At 61.7% G+C, this 14,709-nt stretch carries 13 protein-coding genes; 6 read left to right on the top strand and 7 right to left on the bottom strand.

The genetic code is table 11. From position 1 onward, the window contains the following. Window positions 1–25 precede the first annotated feature (25 nt). Both ACT6QH_RS03200 and ACT6QH_RS03195 read right to left on the bottom strand, forming a co-directional pair. A complete protein-coding gene (locus ACT6QH_RS03200; protein ID WP_444973364.1) occupies window positions 26–1,699 on the bottom strand; it encodes an electron transfer flavoprotein-ubiquinone oxidoreductase in 1,674 nt (557 codons plus the stop codon). Window positions 1,700–1,951: 252 nt separating this feature from the next. Then, entirely contained in the window at window positions 1,952–2,647 is a 696-nt protein-coding gene (locus tag ACT6QH_RS03195; protein ID WP_444973363.1) for an outer membrane protein, read from the bottom strand. 869 nt (window positions 2,648–3,516) lie between these two features. On the opposite strand from ACT6QH_RS03195, the gene uvrC reads away from it, so the two are divergent. The 4 genes from uvrC to ACT6QH_RS03175 all read left to right on the top strand — a co-directional run bounded on the left by uvrC (window position 3,517) and on the right by ACT6QH_RS03175 (window position 7,054). Beyond that, window positions 3,517–5,562, top strand: a complete 2,046-nt coding sequence (gene uvrC / locus ACT6QH_RS03190; protein WP_444973403.1) for an excinuclease ABC subunit UvrC — start codon at window positions 3,517–3,519, stop codon at window positions 5,560–5,562. Window positions 5,563–5,657: 95 nt separating this feature from the next. Beyond that, the gene (pgsA, locus tag ACT6QH_RS03185) at window positions 5,658–6,308 is read left to right on the top strand and encodes a CDP-diacylglycerol--glycerol-3-phosphate 3-phosphatidyltransferase (RefSeq protein ID WP_444973362.1); all 651 of its coding nucleotides are present in this window, start codon (window positions 5,658–5,660) and stop codon (window positions 6,306–6,308) included. Continuing rightward, the gene (gene moaD / locus ACT6QH_RS03180; RefSeq protein WP_444973361.1) at window positions 6,305–6,556 is read left to right on the top strand and encodes a molybdopterin converting factor subunit 1; all 252 of its coding nucleotides are present in this window, start codon (window positions 6,305–6,307) and stop codon (window positions 6,554–6,556) included. Before pgsA ends, moaD begins: the two co-directional genes overlap by 4 nt. Window positions 6,557–6,559: 3 nt before the next feature. Then, the gene (locus tag ACT6QH_RS03175) at window positions 6,560–7,054 is read left to right on the top strand and encodes a molybdenum cofactor biosynthesis protein MoaE (protein WP_444973360.1); all 495 of its coding nucleotides are present in this window, start codon (window positions 6,560–6,562) and stop codon (window positions 7,052–7,054) included. A 139-nt stretch (window positions 7,055–7,193) separates the two neighbouring features. Here ACT6QH_RS03175 and ACT6QH_RS03170 read toward each other — a convergent pair whose 3' ends face one another. Then, the gene (locus ACT6QH_RS03170; protein ID WP_444973359.1) at window positions 7,194–9,323 is read right to left on the bottom strand and encodes a GumC family protein; all 2,130 of its coding nucleotides are present in this window, start codon (window positions 9,321–9,323) and stop codon (window positions 7,194–7,196) included. A 228-nt stretch (window positions 9,324–9,551) separates the two neighbouring features. Then, the gene (locus ACT6QH_RS03165) at window positions 9,552–10,844 is read right to left on the bottom strand and encodes an oligosaccharide flippase family protein (RefSeq protein ID WP_444973358.1); all 1,293 of its coding nucleotides are present in this window, start codon (window positions 10,842–10,844) and stop codon (window positions 9,552–9,554) included. Between the two features lie 249 nt (window positions 10,845–11,093). On the opposite strand from ACT6QH_RS03165, the gene ACT6QH_RS03160 reads away from it, so the two are divergent. Then, the gene (locus tag ACT6QH_RS03160; RefSeq protein ID WP_444973357.1) at window positions 11,094–11,504 is read left to right on the top strand and encodes a hypothetical protein; all 411 of its coding nucleotides are present in this window, start codon (window positions 11,094–11,096) and stop codon (window positions 11,502–11,504) included. 30 nt (window positions 11,505–11,534) lie between these two features. Here ACT6QH_RS03160 and ACT6QH_RS03155 read toward each other — a convergent pair whose 3' ends face one another. Next, window positions 11,535–11,786 (bottom strand): hypothetical protein, encoded by a 252-nt coding sequence (locus ACT6QH_RS03155; protein ID WP_444973356.1) that lies wholly within the window; start codon window positions 11,784–11,786, stop codon window positions 11,535–11,537. Window positions 11,787–11,997: 211 nt separating this feature from the next. Between ACT6QH_RS03155 and pyrC the strand changes: the two genes are divergently transcribed. Then, window positions 11,998–13,050 carry a dihydroorotase gene (gene pyrC / locus ACT6QH_RS03150; RefSeq protein WP_444973355.1) on the top strand — a complete coding sequence of 351 codons (1,053 nt, stop codon included), beginning with the start codon at window positions 11,998–12,000 and terminating at the stop codon, window positions 13,048–13,050. A 101-nt stretch (window positions 13,051–13,151) separates the two neighbouring features. Here the strand turns inward: pyrC and ACT6QH_RS03145 are convergent, their stop codons facing one another. Then, window positions 13,152–13,613, bottom strand: coding sequence for a DNA polymerase III subunit chi (locus tag ACT6QH_RS03145; RefSeq protein ID WP_444973354.1), 462 nt, complete (start codon window positions 13,611–13,613; stop codon window positions 13,152–13,154). A gap of 43 nt (window positions 13,614–13,656) precedes the next feature. Beyond that, window positions 13,657–14,688, bottom strand: coding sequence for a ligase-associated DNA damage response exonuclease (locus ACT6QH_RS03140; protein ID WP_444973353.1), 1,032 nt, complete (start codon window positions 14,686–14,688; stop codon window positions 13,657–13,659). Between the last annotated feature and the right edge of the window lie 21 nt (window positions 14,689–14,709).

Genomic DNA, 14,709 nt, shown 5'->3' with positions numbered 1-14,709 from the left:
GGTCAAAAGACCGGCCATTTCTGTCTCACATATTGGGATAATTGGGCCCGCCGCCGCCTTCCGGGGCTGTCCAGGTGATGTTCTGGTTCGGGTCCTTGATATCGCACGTCTTGCAGTGCACGCAGTTCTGCGCGTTGATCTGGAAGCGGGGCGCGCCTTCGCCTTCTTCCACCCACTCATACACACCTGCGGGGCAGTAGCGGTTGGAGGGGCCTGCATAGACATCATGCTCGGAGGTTTTCTGCAATTCCATATCGGCGACTTGCAGATGCACCGGCTGATCTTCCTCGTGATTGGTGTTGGAGATGAACACCGAGGAGAGCTTGTCGAAGGTCAGCACACCATCCGGCTTGGGGTAGGGGATGGGCTTGCACTCAGCTGCGGGCTTCAGGCAGGCATAATCCGGCTTGCCATGCTTCATGGTGCCGAACAGCGAGAAGCCCAGCGTATTGGCCCACAGATCCAGCCCGCCCAACGGAATACCGACATAGGTGCCGAACTTGGACCACAGCGGCTTCATGTTGCGGACCTTTTTCAGGTCATCGCCAATGGCCGAGCTGCGCCAGGCATCTTCATAGCTGGAAAGCTCATCCTGCGCCCGACCGGCAGCCAGCGCCTCAACCAGATGATCCGCCGCCAGAATGCCCGAGAGCACGGCATTGTGGCTGCCCTTGATGCGGGGCACATTGACGAAGCCAGCCGCGCAGCCCACCAGCACACCGCCGGGGAAGCTCAGCTTCGGCACGCTCTGCCAGCCGCCTTCGGTAATGGCGCGCGCGCCATAGCTGATGCGCTTGGCACCCTCGAAAGTGTCGCGGAAGACGGGGTGCGTCTTCAGGCGCTGGAACTCATCGAAGGGGGACAGATACGGATTCTGATAGTTGAGGTGGACCACGAAGCCCACCATCACCTGCTCATCTTCCATGTGATAGAGGAAGGCGCCGCCGCCGGTCTTGGCATCCAGCGGCCAGCCGAAGGAGTGCTGCACAAGGCCGGGCTTGTGCTTCTCCGGCTTCACCTTCCACAGTTCCTTCAGGCCAATGCCGAATTTCTGCGGCTCGCGCCCTTCGCTCAGATTGTACTTCGCGATGATCTGCTTGGAAAGCTGGCCACGCGCGCCTTCGGCGAACACGGTGTAGCGCCCGCGCAGCTCCATGCCGCGCGTATATTCGGGCTTCTGCTCGCCAGAGCGGTTCACACCCATATCGCCGGTGGCGATACCGATGACCGCGCCCTTGTCATCATAGAGCACTTCATTGGCGGCGAAGCCGGGGTAAATCTCCACTTCCAGCTCTTCCGCCTTGGCGGCGAGGAAGCGGGAGACATTGCCCAGAGAGCCGACATAATTGCCATGATTGCTCAGCAAAGGCGGCATCATGAAGTGTGGCAGCTTGGTGCCGCCAGCCGGGCCAAGCAGGAAGAAGTGATCGTCCGTCACCTGCTGGGGCAACGGGCAGGCTTCATCTTCGCGCCAGCCGGGCAGAAGGGTATCAAGGCCGATGGGGTCGACCACCGCGCCGGAGAGAATATGGGCACCAACTTCGGAGCCCTTCTCCACCACCACGACGGAGATCTCCTCTCCCCGTTCGGCAGCCTGCTGTTTCAAGCGGATGGCCGTGGCAAGTCCGGCAGGACCCGCGCCCACCACCACCACGTCATAATCCATGCCCTCGCGTTCAGGCAGTTCCGCCGCGCTCATGCTCACAGGCTCCCCTTTACGTCATGAAGCTTTCGTTGGAGTTCTTCCACGCTTCGGGTCATATGACAATTCGTCAAAGCCCCGCAAGTGGCAAGGATATGTCCTATTTTGTCAATATTCCTGATTTGTTCTCAGCAAACCCTGGGTTTGGGCGGAAATTTCAGGCGTGTGGCGAGGTTGTGAAATGAAAAAGGGCCCTCCGAATAAGGAGGGCCCTCTTGCGGCAGATTCGGCAATTGCCGAAAGCGGGGATCAGAACTTGTAGTTGATACCGGCCTTCAGGGTGCTCATATCCGTGCCGGACTTGATCTGCGAACCGTCGATATAGGTGCTCTTGTTGTCGGCGAAGTCGAGATAGAGATACTCGGCCTTCACGGTCCAGTTGTTGGTCAGGGCATATTCCATGCCGGCGCCGATGGTCCAGCCCCAGTTGGTGTTGTCCTGAGACATGCCCCACATATCGGAGGTCTTCAGGTGCGCCCAGGCCGCGCCACCCGTGATGTAGGGCAGGAAGCGATCCATGCCATAGCCGAGGCGGGCGCGGATGGTGCCGAAATAGTCCAGCTTCTGCGACACGGAACCGGCATTCAGCGGGCCGCGGAACAGGATAGCGTCGCCGCTCACATCAGCCCAGTCGATGTCAGCTTCCACGCCGATCACGACATTATTGGCAAACTGGTAGTTGTAGCCGGCCTGGAAGCCGCCGATGAAGCCATTGGAGCTGCCCATGTCATAAGACACGGTGGGGCCCATGAAGATGTTGTAATCAAGAGTGTTGGAGGCCCAGCCCCAACCCAGATTGCCACCGATGTAGAAGCCGCTCCAGGAGAAGGTCTGGACCGGAACGACCTCGGCCTTCACCGGATAACGATAAGCCAGATCCGCAGCCGATGCCGAACCAGCCAGAAGAGCAAGGGCGGAGACGCCCAGAAGGGCACGCTTCAACATGATGAATACCTTTTCTTTACACAGGGCCTGTTCCGCATTTGGGGCGGAGGGCCAATTCGATGGGTGTGTCTTACATCCCGCCGGGCCGGTCGTCTGTAGCGAACGCGCCACACCGGGAAAATCAAAAGAGGCGCGGATGTGGCAAATTCTGAATAAGTATTTACCAGTCCGCAGAAATGGTTGTCAGGTTGGAGGCAAATGTGGCGATATTCACCATTTTGCCTCATTCTATTCCCTTACGACATCTCTATCTTACTGCTCATCTGCTTCCTGTTGTTTTTCATTTGTTTGCGCCATTCTGCGTCCGGGGGAGCGTCGAGCGGCGGGTTGAGAAAAACAACTTGTAGATGCAGGGGCGCAAAACCTCCGTCGTTTCATGGTCTGTCTGTGGCGCCATCAGGGCGAAGCCCTTCGATGTGCCGCTGGGGTCAAGCATGAGGGGGGAATCTTGCTGAATTCCTGCCGAGCGGCGAACGGCGAGGCCATGCTGAATCAGGGGTTAATCTTACAATGCCTTGAAGTTGCTGGAATTTGTTGGACAGGAAGCGTGCTGTCCCATTCTGTCCACACTTCGTCCGTGCCGCGGGTGAGGGGTATGGTTGCCAAACTGTGAACAGATCTGTCGTTTGTTCCGGTCTTCTGTCTGATCTGGTTCTCTGGCTCTGGTTCTTCCACCCGCCACTCCCTAAATTGCAGCCATGAGCGCCAGATCCGTCCCCCCTCCTGAAACCTCCACAAGGCCTGCGGGCTCCCGGCACCCGGAAGGCCCACCGGAAGTGGTGGCGGATGGCGGTGGTGCCGTGAATGCGGGGGAGGCTCCCGAGGATCTGGTGCCCGATCTGGCGGGGGAGGATGGCGCGGCGGTTGAGATGACGCCGGAGGAAGGGGAGCAGGGCGCTTCGCCTCTGGCCTTGGGCCGGGCGGCCATCATTCGCGCCGTGAAGCATGCACCCGCCGGGCCGGGCGTTTACCGGATGCTGGGGCAGGATGATACCGTGCTCTATGTCGGCAAGGCCAAGAGCATCCGCAAGCGCGTCACCAGCTATACCCGCCCGGTGGGGCATACCAACCGCATCGCGCGGATGATTGCGGCCACGGCGCGCATGGAGTTTATCTCCACCCGCACCGAGGCCGAAGCCCTGCTGCTGGAGGCAAACCTCATCAAGCAGCTCAAGCCGCGCTTTAATGTGCTGCTGCGCGATGACAAGTCCTTCCCCTATATCCTCATCACGGCGGATCATGACGCTCCGCAGATTGCCAAGCATCGCGGCGCACGGAACCGGCCGGGGGATTATTATGGCCCTTTCGCCAGCGTGTGGGCGGTTGACCGCACCATCAATGCGCTGGAGCGGGCCTTTCTGCTGCGCTCTTGCTCGGATAGCTATTTCGAAAATCGCTCGCGCCCCTGCCTGCTGTTCCAGATCAAGCGTTGCGCCGGCCCCTGCACGGGGGAGATCGACAAGGCGGATTATGCCGCACTGGTGCGCGAGGCGCGCGCCTTTCTCTCCGGTCGTTCCCGCACCATCAAGGATGAACTGGCGCGGGAAATGGAGGAGGCGGCGGAAGAGCTGGAGTTTGAACGCGCCGCCCGCCTGCGTGATCGCTTGGCGGCGCTGTCAGCCATTCAGGGCGCGCAGGGCATCAATCCCCGCTCGGTGGAAGAGGCCGATGTGTTCGCCTGCTATCAGGAGGGTGGGGCCACCTGCATCGAGGTGTTCTTCTTCCGCACCGGGCAGAACTGGGGTAACCGCGCCTATTATCCGCGCGCCGATCGCTCTCTGGATGAAGCCGAGGTGCTGGGGGCGTTTCTCTCTCAATTTTATGATGACAAGCCGGCACCGCGTCTCATCCTGCTGTCTCATAAAGTGGAAGAGCAGGGGCTGATTGCCGAGGCGCTCTCTGAGAAGGCCGGCTTCAGGGTGGAGATTGCCGCGCCCCAGCGGGGGGAAAAGCGCGATCTCGTCGCCCATGCCGCGCAGAATGCGAAGGAGGCTCTGGGCCGTACCCTGGCGGAAAGCGCAACACAGGCCCGGCTTCTGGAAGGTGTGGCCAAGGCTTTCGGCCTGCCGCATCCGCCCCGGCGCATCGAGGTGTATGACAACTCCCACATCATGGGCACCAATGCGGTGGGCGGCATGATCGTGGCCGGGCCAGAGGGCTTTCGCAAGGCGCAATATCGCAAGTTCAACATCAAGTCCGCAGATATCGTGCCGGGGGATGATTTCGGCATGATGCGCGAGGTGCTTCACCGTCGCTTCGCCCGGCTGCTGAAGGAAGCGCCCCGGCATGGGACGGATGCTGAGACGGAGAATACGCAGCGGGCCGATCAGACGCTTCAGCATGGCTCCGCCATGTCTTCTGCGTTAATGCCATCTGCTTCAGATGAAGCCGGTGTGTCTGAGGATGATGATGCGGCTGATGCGCCGGTGGATCTCAAGGGCGATGGCGGGGCCTCACCCTGGCCGGATCTGGTGTTGATTGATGGCGGCCTTGGCCAGCTCAATGCAGCGCGTCAGGTGCTGGATGAGCTGGGCATTGAGGATGTGCCGTTGGTGGGTATCGCCAAGGGGCTGGATCGAGAGGCTGGGCGCGAGCAGTTTTTTCTGCCGGGGCGCACGCCCTTCCGCATGGAGCCGCGTGATCCTGTGCTCTATTTCATCCAGCGCTTGCGGGATGAAGCGCACCGCTTTGCCATTGGCTCTCATCGGGCGCGCCGGAAGAAGGATATGACCGAGGCGGGCTTGCAGGCCATTCCTGGTGTGGGCCCCACGCGCAAACGTGCGCTGCTGCGCCATTTCGGCACATTGAAAGCCATCGAAAATGCGTCTCTGGCTGATCTGGAGCAGGTGTCTGGCATCAATGCCGCAACCGCAAAGGCCGTTTATGATTATTTTCATGAGCGACCTTCGGGGTGAGAGGGCTCGACCGCATGGGGCCGAGCAGGCATTCTGCGCCTCAGAATCAGTTTCATCCGGGTGCGCCTGCGCGCCCACCGCGTAAAGTTGAGATCATGTCTGACGCCGCGTCGCGCACTTCTCCTCCCTCCGGGCCGGCCAACAGGGGAACGGCCAACAGGGGTCATGCGCTCGCCCTGCCCAATCTGCTCACCTATGCCCGCTGCGTGGCGGTGCCGCTGGTGGCTGGCTGCCTGTTCTGGTCGGATATCCTGCACGGCGGGCTGTGGCTGCGCTGGGTGGCGCTTGGGCTTTATGCCGCGGCCGCCATTACGGATTTCTTTGATGGCTATCTGGCCCGCGCGTGGCAGCAGCAATCCGCCATTGGCCGGATGCTGGACCCGATCGCCGATAAACTTCTGGTCTCCACCTGCCTGCTGATGCTGGCCTCCGACGGTACCATTCGCGGCTGGTCGCTCTGGGCGGCGGTGGTGATCTTGTGCCGCGAGATTCTGGTCTCCGGCCTGCGGGAGTTCCTTGCGGAATTGCGGGTCTCGGTGCCGGTGTCGCGGCTGGCCAAGTGGAAGACCACCTTGCAGCTTGTGGCCGTTGGCGTGCTGATTACCGGGCAGGCGGGGGAGCAGTTGCTGCCGGGGCTCAATCTGGCGGGCATCGTGCTGTTGTGGATCTCCGCTGTGCTGACCCTTTACACGGGCTATGATTATTTCCGCGCCGGGGCGCGTCATCTGGTGGAGGATCAGGGGTGAAGGTGCTCTATTTCGCCTGGCTTCGTGAGCGTGTGGGCTGTGCGGAAGAAGAGGTGTTCCCGCCGGAAGAGGTGGTGAGCGTCGCAGATCTCGCCACCTGGCTGGCCGGGCGGGATGAGGCCCATGCTTACGCCTTTGAAAAGCCGCAGGTGGTGCGCGCCGCCATTGATCGCCACCATGTGAAACCTGACGCGCCCATTGCGGGCGCGCGGGAAATCGCCTTTTTCCCGCCCATGACGGGAGGTTGAGGCATGCAGGACGAGCCGGCGGGCCGTGAGATATTTCAGGTGCGCGTACAGGCGGAGCCTTTCGACCTTGCTGCGGAAAGCGCCCTGCTGAGCACCGGGCGCACGGACGTGGGCGCTGTGGTGACTTTCACCGGCCTGTGCCGGGCGGATCAGGCTGCGGATGGCGCAGCCCTTTCCGCTTTGGTGCTGGAGCATTATCCCGGCATGGCGGAAGAGGAGATTTCGCGTCATCTGGATGAGGCGCGCGGGCGCTGGCCGCTTCAGGGGGCCATCATCGTGCATCGTCATGGGCGCATCACGCCCGGCGAGCCGATTGTTCTGGTGGTCACGGCCTCGGCGCATCGGGCCGCAGCCTTTGAGGCCGCCGAATTTCTGATGGACTGGCTGAAGACCAATGCGCCCTTCTGGAAAAAGGAAGAATGCGCTGCCGGCGCAGGGCAGTGGGTTGAGGCCAGGACCCGTGACGATGTGGCAGCCGCCCGCTGGCAGATACGCTGATCCATAGGGCTGCGTGCCGGATTGCTGTCGGCAAGGGCAGTGGAGCCATTCCAGTTAGATCCCCTGACGCTGCCATGGATTGCAAAAGGGCCGCCCGTGAGGGAGCGGCCCTTTTTATTGTGCAGAGGGAAGGTGTCGTTCAGGTCACCTTGTAAAGCCAGTGCGGCAGATAATAACGGCGGCCGAAGAAGGCCAGCCCCAGTAGCGCCCCGCCGCTCTCGGCCACGGTGTCGCGCAGATTGACGGCGGCGGCTTTGCGGGTTTCCTCCGCATGTACCGTCAGCACGTTCCCGTCCACCAGATGGCACAGGCGGCGTGTGACCAGCGCCGTGCCATGCAGGACGGAGCAGATCACCACGCAATCGAAGTCCTTGCGCAACTGGGTCAGCATCTCCTCGCCCTCGGCCACCGGCAGACGCACGCTGAGCAGGGGAGAGTTCTCGACATCCGCCGCAGACCACAGCCTGTCGACCGGGGTCGGGGTAATGGCGAGGCCGCCGACGGAGCGGACATCAGCCGTCTTGATGGGGTAGGGGCTGGGGGAGCACAGATCCACCATCAGCGTGCGCATCTGGCGTTGCGTGGCAAATTCCTCGGCCAGACGGTGGCTGAACCACACCAGTGCATCATCCGGCGAGGTGGCGATAAAGTGCATCACGCGCAGGGGCTTGTCATCCACCCTGGTGTCCAGCAGCAAGGTGGCGCAGCTGCCAATGGTCTGCTCCACCTTCTGGGTGGGGGCGGTTTCTGCGCCGGCATCCAGCGTCACCAGTGCCGGCAGGCCGAGCATGCGCTCCGCCTCGCGCGGGACAATATAGATGGAGCGCAGAACGGAGGCGATCGTTCCGGCGGCCGCGCCAAACAGCAGGCCGCCAAACAGGCCCGCCAGCAACAGCGGCAGCGTGAGCGAGCGCTTGGTGACGGCGGCGCCGGCCTCTTGCACAAGCCGCACATTGGATTCACGCGTCTGCGCCGCTGTTTCCTCAATCTTGGCGGCGACAGCCCGGCGCTCATATTCGCGGAAACCGTCATTCAGAGAGGTGCGGCGACGTTCCAGCTCGATGAGGCGGGTTTCAGCCGCCCTCAGCACATCCAGCCGTTCCTGTGATGTCTGGAGCTGGCCTTCCAGTTCCTGCTTCTGATTGGCGATGGAATCCAGTTCCACCTGTAGATTGATGATGAGGTTTTCCGTATAGGCCACCGCCGGATTCCTCACGGCGCGGTCCGTATAATAGGCTGTATTGCCGCGGTCCTTGATGCGCTGCTTGATGGTGGCGATCTTCTTGTCGATCTCACGCAGCAGCGGGCTTCCGGGGGCATATTGCGCCGCCAGCCTGTCCCGCTCCATCAGCAGGCGGGAAAGGATGTTGCCGGTTTCATCGCCGCTGAGCGCGTCGGTCTTTTCGGAAAAGTCGAAGACGGATTCCGGTGTGGCCTTGAGCTGGCGCTCTGCCTCGGCAAGCTGGGCTTTCAGCGTGACTTCACGCTCCTCCACCTGCCGCATGCGCTGGACAATGGCATCGAGCTGGTTGGAGGCCAGGATGGAGTCCTGATTGAAATCAATCACGCTGACCTTGTCCTTCAGCGCCTCGATCTCCTTGTCCACCGTGCCCAGATCACGCCTGAAGCGCTCGACCTCAAGCTGGAGAATCTGCGATGTGGGGTTTTCAAACACCCGCTTGCGCATGGAAAGATAGTTCTGCACCAGCGCATTGGTCGTTTTGATGGCGATGTCGCGGTCGGGGCTGGTAAAGCTGACCTCCAGCACGTTCGAACCGGAGAGAACACCGGCCCGCAAGCGCTTGCGGAAGCGGGCGATATCCTTGTCCATCCTGTCTTCGTCATCCCGGCTGAAAAAGGCCATGACGGAAGAGAGCGGGCTGGGTGGAAACAGTCTGTTGATGCCGACCTGTTCAATGGTGGCGCGGATGACATCCGCGCTTTCCAGCATCTGCACTTCGGATTCAACCTGCTTCAGCCCTTCCACCGAAAGCACGGCGGGGCCGCTGTCGGTCACATCCTGTGAGGTGGAGGTCTCGCGGTTGACGATGACCAGCATAAGGCTGTTGGCCGTATATTCCGTTTTGACGGCCAGCGCTGCGATCACGCCAATGATGAGGGGCAGAAGCGCCGCAAGCAGTACGATGCGCAGGTGATAGAATGTAAAAATCAGAAAGTCGCGCAGGGTGAAGCTGGGCAGCCCGCCTTCCGGCATGGGGGCGGGCGGTGCCGCATCATTCATCTGGCCTGCCATATGTGGCGTCGACATGCGTTTCCCCGCGCCCCTTCCTTAGAGCCATATGCATTGCGCCGTTATCGGGCCTGTGCATGTCCGGCAATCGTGCCATTCATGCTCACGGCGAAGACGCAGCGCCGTTCAGGCCCGCATAAGGCTCATCCATGGCCGAATCCGGTCCATTTCCAGTCACTGCACGCCAAGATCGCTGATTTTGCCTTACCCTACCGTTAATTGGAGGTTTCTTCTCCACGGCTGGCATCAGTAGGCGCGGGGCATGAGGCGCAGGACAACAAGCGTTGTGCCGATTGCGCCCTGTGCGATGAAGATGGTGGTGGCGAGCGCCGCGCCGGTCATTCCGAAAGCGGGGATCAAAATGGCGCACAGAATGAAGCAGGTCACCAGCTGGGCGGCGCTGAGCCAGCGCAGAATGTGGCCCTTGCCTGTCATGGCCAGCATCACATCCTGACAGGGCAACAGGCAGTTGATGAGCTGCCCGACGGCCATGATGACAAGGGCCGTGGCTGCAATCTCAAAGCCGGGGCCAATCAGATGGAGCAGCCATGTCGGCACCGCCATCATGACGAGGATGGCGGGCACGCCAAACAGGGCGATGGCCAGGCGGGCCTTGCGGTTCTGTGCGCGCAATTCATCCCAACTGCCCCGGCGATGGGCTGCGGCGAAGGAAGGCGCGGCAATAGTGGAAATGGCGATGATGACCACCCAGATCAGAACCGTAATGCGCGAGGCCACCGAGAAAGCGCCCATCACCTCAGCGGTGGCGTAAACGGCCAGCACAAGAAAGGGGATGGAATTGAGCAGGGACTGGGACATTTCCACAATGGCCAGAGGCCAGGCCGTGCGCCACAGGGCGGGCAGTTTCTCTGTGGAGACATGCCCGGTTTGCACCACGCGGAAGCGACGGCGCTCGGGCAGCAGCAGCACTGCACCCAGCACCGCGCCCACCAGATTGGCGAAGGCGAAGGCGTAGAGAATGCCATCCAGAGAATGAATGCCGACGGCCAGAGCAGCAAGTGTCAGCACCGGCCAAACGCCATTTTGCACGAACTGTCCGGCCACGCCCCTGCCAAAGCCGGTGAGGGCGTGCGCCACGAAGATGCACAGGGTTTGCGGCAAGATGGATGCCGCAGCGATCATCAGCGGATGCACCAGCGCATGTTCGTTGAAGACATGATCCGCCAGCTGCCGGGCGAAAAGCAGGGTCAGCAGGCTGACGAGAATGCCGCCGGCGAGGGTCCACAAGGTGCCTGTCAGCAGGGCGCGGCGCGCCTCCGGCCCGTTTCCGGTGGCCAGTTCCGCTGCAATATGGCGCATCACCGCCTTTTCAAAGCCGCCGCGCGCCAGCGTCGCGCCCAGCCCGACCCAAGTGTTGCACAGGAAGAACAGGCCTGCCTCGAAAACGCCCAGCACCCGTGCGGTGAGCATGTACAGCCCCAGCTTGCCCACCAGCTCTATGCCGCGCACAATCATGGCGGCACCAAAAGCCCAGTGGTTGCGGATAAGGCTCGCGAGGGACGGGATTTTTCGCGTCATGCTGCTCTGGATGGCGGTGAGGTCACGGCTCGGCCAGAAGGTGAGGGGCACGAGCCTTGAAACTTCGGGAGGGGACGGGTGGCCCGGCGGATGCGGGCTGGAGGGATGGCGTTCCGTGGGCCTCCATGGCACGACCATGGCTGCCATTGCATCATGACGGAGTATGGAGCATCGGGCGGGGCTTGTCTTCCCCCCTTGGGCGGAATGTGCCACAGATGCTCGTGAAATAAGGGGTTGATGAGGCTGGTCGTGAAATTTCAGCGCATTGGCGTGTGGGCGGCATGTGTGGCGGCATGTCTGCTGTGGAATGAAGCCGGATATGCCCAGATTGAAACGCTGGATCAGACCCTTGTGGAAGATCCGCGCAACCCGCCGGCGCATCGCAAATATGTGCGTGTTGATCCGCATCAGGAGGCGATCAACTATTTGCTGAAGATTCTCCCCACAGGCTGGTGGGCGCGGGAGGCGGATTACAAGGCGGGCCACAGCATCACACTGGAAGTGCATCTGCCAGATGGCTGGCGGGGTAATCCGACAACAGGCGTCATGCGTTTCTGCCCGCCGCCCAAGCACAAATTGTGGCGCTATTTCAAGCAAATGGATTTGCGGCCGGTTCTGGATGACAGACGGCGTACATCTTATGTGTGCTACGCTTCCTGAAGGTGTTGCTGCTCACATGCCCAAGGCTCGTCAGCGGATGATGTCTTCATCCGCTGCGCGATAATGCATGGCTTCAGCCTGCTGGACCGGACGGTTGGCCGCGCGATCAAAACCCAGAACCGACATGACGGCGATAAGGGCGAAGAAGATCAGTGTGCTGCCTGTGCTGAATGTGATGAGCGTCCCCGCGAAAAGCTGGAAGCTTTCTTCAGGAAATTGCGTGCCGACAAACAGAAGGCTCAGCACCACAGCCGCAAAAAGGGCAAAACGACGAAGAGCCATGGTGCCCTCCACAAGAAGATGAACAGATATTAACTTCCAGTTTATCATTTGAGCGGGATCAATGAAAGTGAGTCGGGTGCGTGGCCGCATGGAAATGGGTGTTGCATGGCTGGCTTTTCGCGTAAGAGGCTGTCTGCGCCTGTTCTCAGTGTGGCGTCTGAATGCGCTGGCCTGCCTGCGCTGAGCGCCGCAACCCTGCGAGGATCATTCGATGTCCGCCACTGCCCCCACCACACTCACGCTGCGTCGCCCGGATGACTGGCATCTGCATTTGCGTGACGGCAATATGCTCAAGGCCGTGGCGGGCGAGACAGCGCGGGATTTCGCGCGCGCCATCGTGATGCCCAATCTGGTGCCGCCGGTGGTGCGTGGAGAGCAGGCCGCAGCCTATGCCGCGCGTATTCGCGCCGCCCTGCCGGAAGGGGCGGCCTTCACCCCGCTGATGACCCTTTATCTCACCGAAGAGACCGATCCGGCCGATCTGCGTGCTGCGGCGGAAGCCAATATTGTGCAGGCGGTGAAGCTCTATCCGGCTGGCGCAACCACCAATTCCGCCTCTGGTGTGCGGGATTTCGCCAAGGTGCGCAAGGTGCTGGAAACCATGGCTGAAATTGGCCTGCCTTTGTGCGTGCATGGGGAGGTGACGGACCCGGAGGTGGATATTTTCGACCGCGAGGCCGTCTTCATCGACACCATTCTGGACCCGCTGCGCCGGGATCTGCCGGAACTGAAGGTGGTGCTGGAGCACATTACCACCCGTGATGCGGTGGAATATGTGCGCGCGGGCGATGACAATCTGGGCGCCACCATCACGGTGCAGCATCTCATCATCAACCGGAACCATATTCTGGTTGGGGGTATCAAGCCGCATTATTATTGCCTGCCGGTGGCCAAGCGTGAAGAACACCGGGTGGCGGTGCGCGCGGCTGCGGTTTCCGGCGAGAAACGCTTCTTCTTCGGTTCCGACAGTGCTCCGCATCTGGACCCGGCCAAGGAAAGCGCCTGCGGTTGCGCGGGTTGCTTCTCCTCCACCATCGCCCTTGCTGCCGTGACGGAAGTATTCGAGCAGGATGGTGCGCTGGACAGGCTGGAAGCCTTCATGTCCCTCAATGGCCCGGCCTTTTATGGCCTGCCGGCGAATGAGGAGCGCATCACCCTGGTGAAGGGCGAGGCGCAGGCGCATCCGGGCAAGATCGCCACGCCGGATGGTATGCTGACCATTTTCGACCCCGGCTTCCCGCTGCATTGGCGCGTGGAAGGCTGAAATCCGGCCCGCCGGTTCAAGAGGCGAAGACGTGAAGAGGGCGGCCCGCAAACGCCGCCCTTTTTGTTGCGCCCGCCAGCTTCAGGCGGTTGCAGATTGTATCAGGCCTTGCGCACCCAGCGGCCACTTTCTTCCTGCTGCCAGTAGGTCAGCTCATGATTGTGGGTCTTGGCCTCTTCGCGGGCTTCGCGCCAGCGTTGGCGGGCGGCCTGCACCTGCTCCTCATCATGCCCGTTGAACAGATGCACCACGCGCACATAAGAGCTTGAATCATCCAGCGCCACGGCATCCACCAGAAAGCGCACCTGTGCGCCATTGGGATTGTCTTGCGTGGTGGTCAGCAGCACGGGCTGGCGCTCGGGCTGGGGCTGGGCATTCGTGCCATGGGGCAGGAAGGAGCCTTCATTATAGGTCCACAGATGGGAATCCAGCGCATCGCGGCGTTCTTCAGAACCGCACTGCACCACGCAGCGCCAGCCGCGTTCCAGAGATTTCTCCAGCAAGGTGGGCAGTACCGCTTCCAGCGGGCGACGCTCCAGATGATAGAAGAGAATCTCGCTCATGCTCACTCGATCTGGGGACGGGGGCCTCCGGTATCAGCACGCCTTATACAGCATCAGGCCCTGAAGGCGATGGGCCGGGCGCAGTTACGGCAGAAAGAGCCTGTGCTCGCAACTGGCAGCTTGTGGCCCAGTGCAGCAAGGCTTCCTCTGCGCCATGGGTGACCCACAGCTCCTCGCATTGCGTGGCGCGGATGGCATGGGTAAGGCCGGCCCAGTCCGCATGGTCTGAAATGATGAGCGGCAGCCCGGTGCCCGGCTGGCGGGCCCGCACCCGCATCCAGCCAGAGGCATGGCATAGTACAGGTTCTGCAAAGCGCCGCAGCCACTGGTCCGTCATGGACATGGGCGGCGCCATCACGATGCGTCCGGCAAAGCCATTCGGGGCCTCTTCCGGCAGCGGGGCGACAGGGCCGAGATCCAGCCCCTGTGCGGCATAGTAGGCGGTGGTGCGTTCCAGCGCGCCGTGCAGCAGCAGGGGGCGGGCGGGGTCATCCTGCCCGGCCTGCCGCAGCAGCGCCATCATGCGCTGGGCCTTTCCGAGCGAATAGGCCCCGATAATATGGGTGCGTTCGGGAAACATCTGCACCGCATGCAGCAACCGCCCCACCTCCCGCACCGGGTCTGGGTGGTGAAATACCGGCAGGCCAAATGTGGCCTCGGAGATGAAAACGTGGCAGCGCACCGGCTCGAAGAGGGGGCAGGTCGGGTCCGGCACATCCTTGAAATCACCGGAGACGACCATCACCATGCCGCGCCATTCCAGCCGCACCTGAGCCGAGCCCAGCACATGGCCCGCCGGATGCAGGCTGATGCGTACACCGTTGAGAGATGTGCTCTGCCCGAAGGCGAGCGCCTCACTGCTGCCGGCAAACCGCGCGCCAAGGCGAATAGCCATGAGGTCCAGCGTTTCACGGGTGGCCAGCACATGCGCATGGCCCTTGCGGGCATGGTCTGAATGGCCATGGGTGATGATGGCGCGCGGCACCACCCGTACCGGGTCGATATAGAAATCACCCACCGGGCAATAAAGCCCCTTCGGTGTGGGGTGCAGCAGGTCTTCAGGGCGCAAGGGCATCAGGGCAAGGGAGCATCAGGG

The organism is Haloleucobacter albus (assembly GCF_052492075.1).
The sequence above is the reverse complement of the archived record's forward strand: the minus strand, read 5'-3'. Positions and strand labels throughout refer to the sequence as shown.

Coding starts and splice junctions, on each gene's coding strand:
- ACT6QH_RS03200 (WP_444973364.1), bottom strand. CDS start 1,699: ATGAGCGCGGCGGAACTGCCTGAACGCGAGGGCATGGATTATGACGTG.
- ACT6QH_RS03195 (WP_444973363.1), bottom strand. CDS start 2,647: ATGTTGAAGCGTGCCCTTCTGGGCGTCTCCGCCCTTGCTCTTCTGGCT.
- uvrC (WP_444973403.1), top strand. CDS start 3,517: ATGACGCCGGAGGAAGGGGAGCAGGGCGCTTCGCCTCTGGCCTTGGGC.
- pgsA (WP_444973362.1), top strand. CDS start 5,658: ATGTCTGACGCCGCGTCGCGCACTTCTCCTCCCTCCGGGCCGGCCAAC.
- ACT6QH_RS03175 (WP_444973360.1), top strand. CDS start 6,560: ATGCAGGACGAGCCGGCGGGCCGTGAGATATTTCAGGTGCGCGTACAG.
- ACT6QH_RS03170 (WP_444973359.1), bottom strand. CDS start 9,323: ATGTCGACGCCACATATGGCAGGCCAGATGAATGATGCGGCACCGCCC.
- ACT6QH_RS03165 (WP_444973358.1), bottom strand. CDS start 10,844: ATGACGCGAAAAATCCCGTCCCTCGCGAGCCTTATCCGCAACCACTGG.
- ACT6QH_RS03155 (WP_444973356.1), bottom strand. CDS start 11,786: ATGGCTCTTCGTCGTTTTGCCCTTTTTGCGGCTGTGGTGCTGAGCCTT.
- pyrC (WP_444973355.1), top strand. CDS start 11,998: ATGTCCGCCACTGCCCCCACCACACTCACGCTGCGTCGCCCGGATGAC.
- ACT6QH_RS03145 (WP_444973354.1), bottom strand. CDS start 13,613: ATGAGCGAGATTCTCTTCTATCATCTGGAGCGTCGCCCGCTGGAAGCG.
- ACT6QH_RS03140 (WP_444973353.1), bottom strand. CDS start 14,688: ATGCCCTTGCGCCCTGAAGACCTGCTGCACCCCACACCGAAGGGGCTT.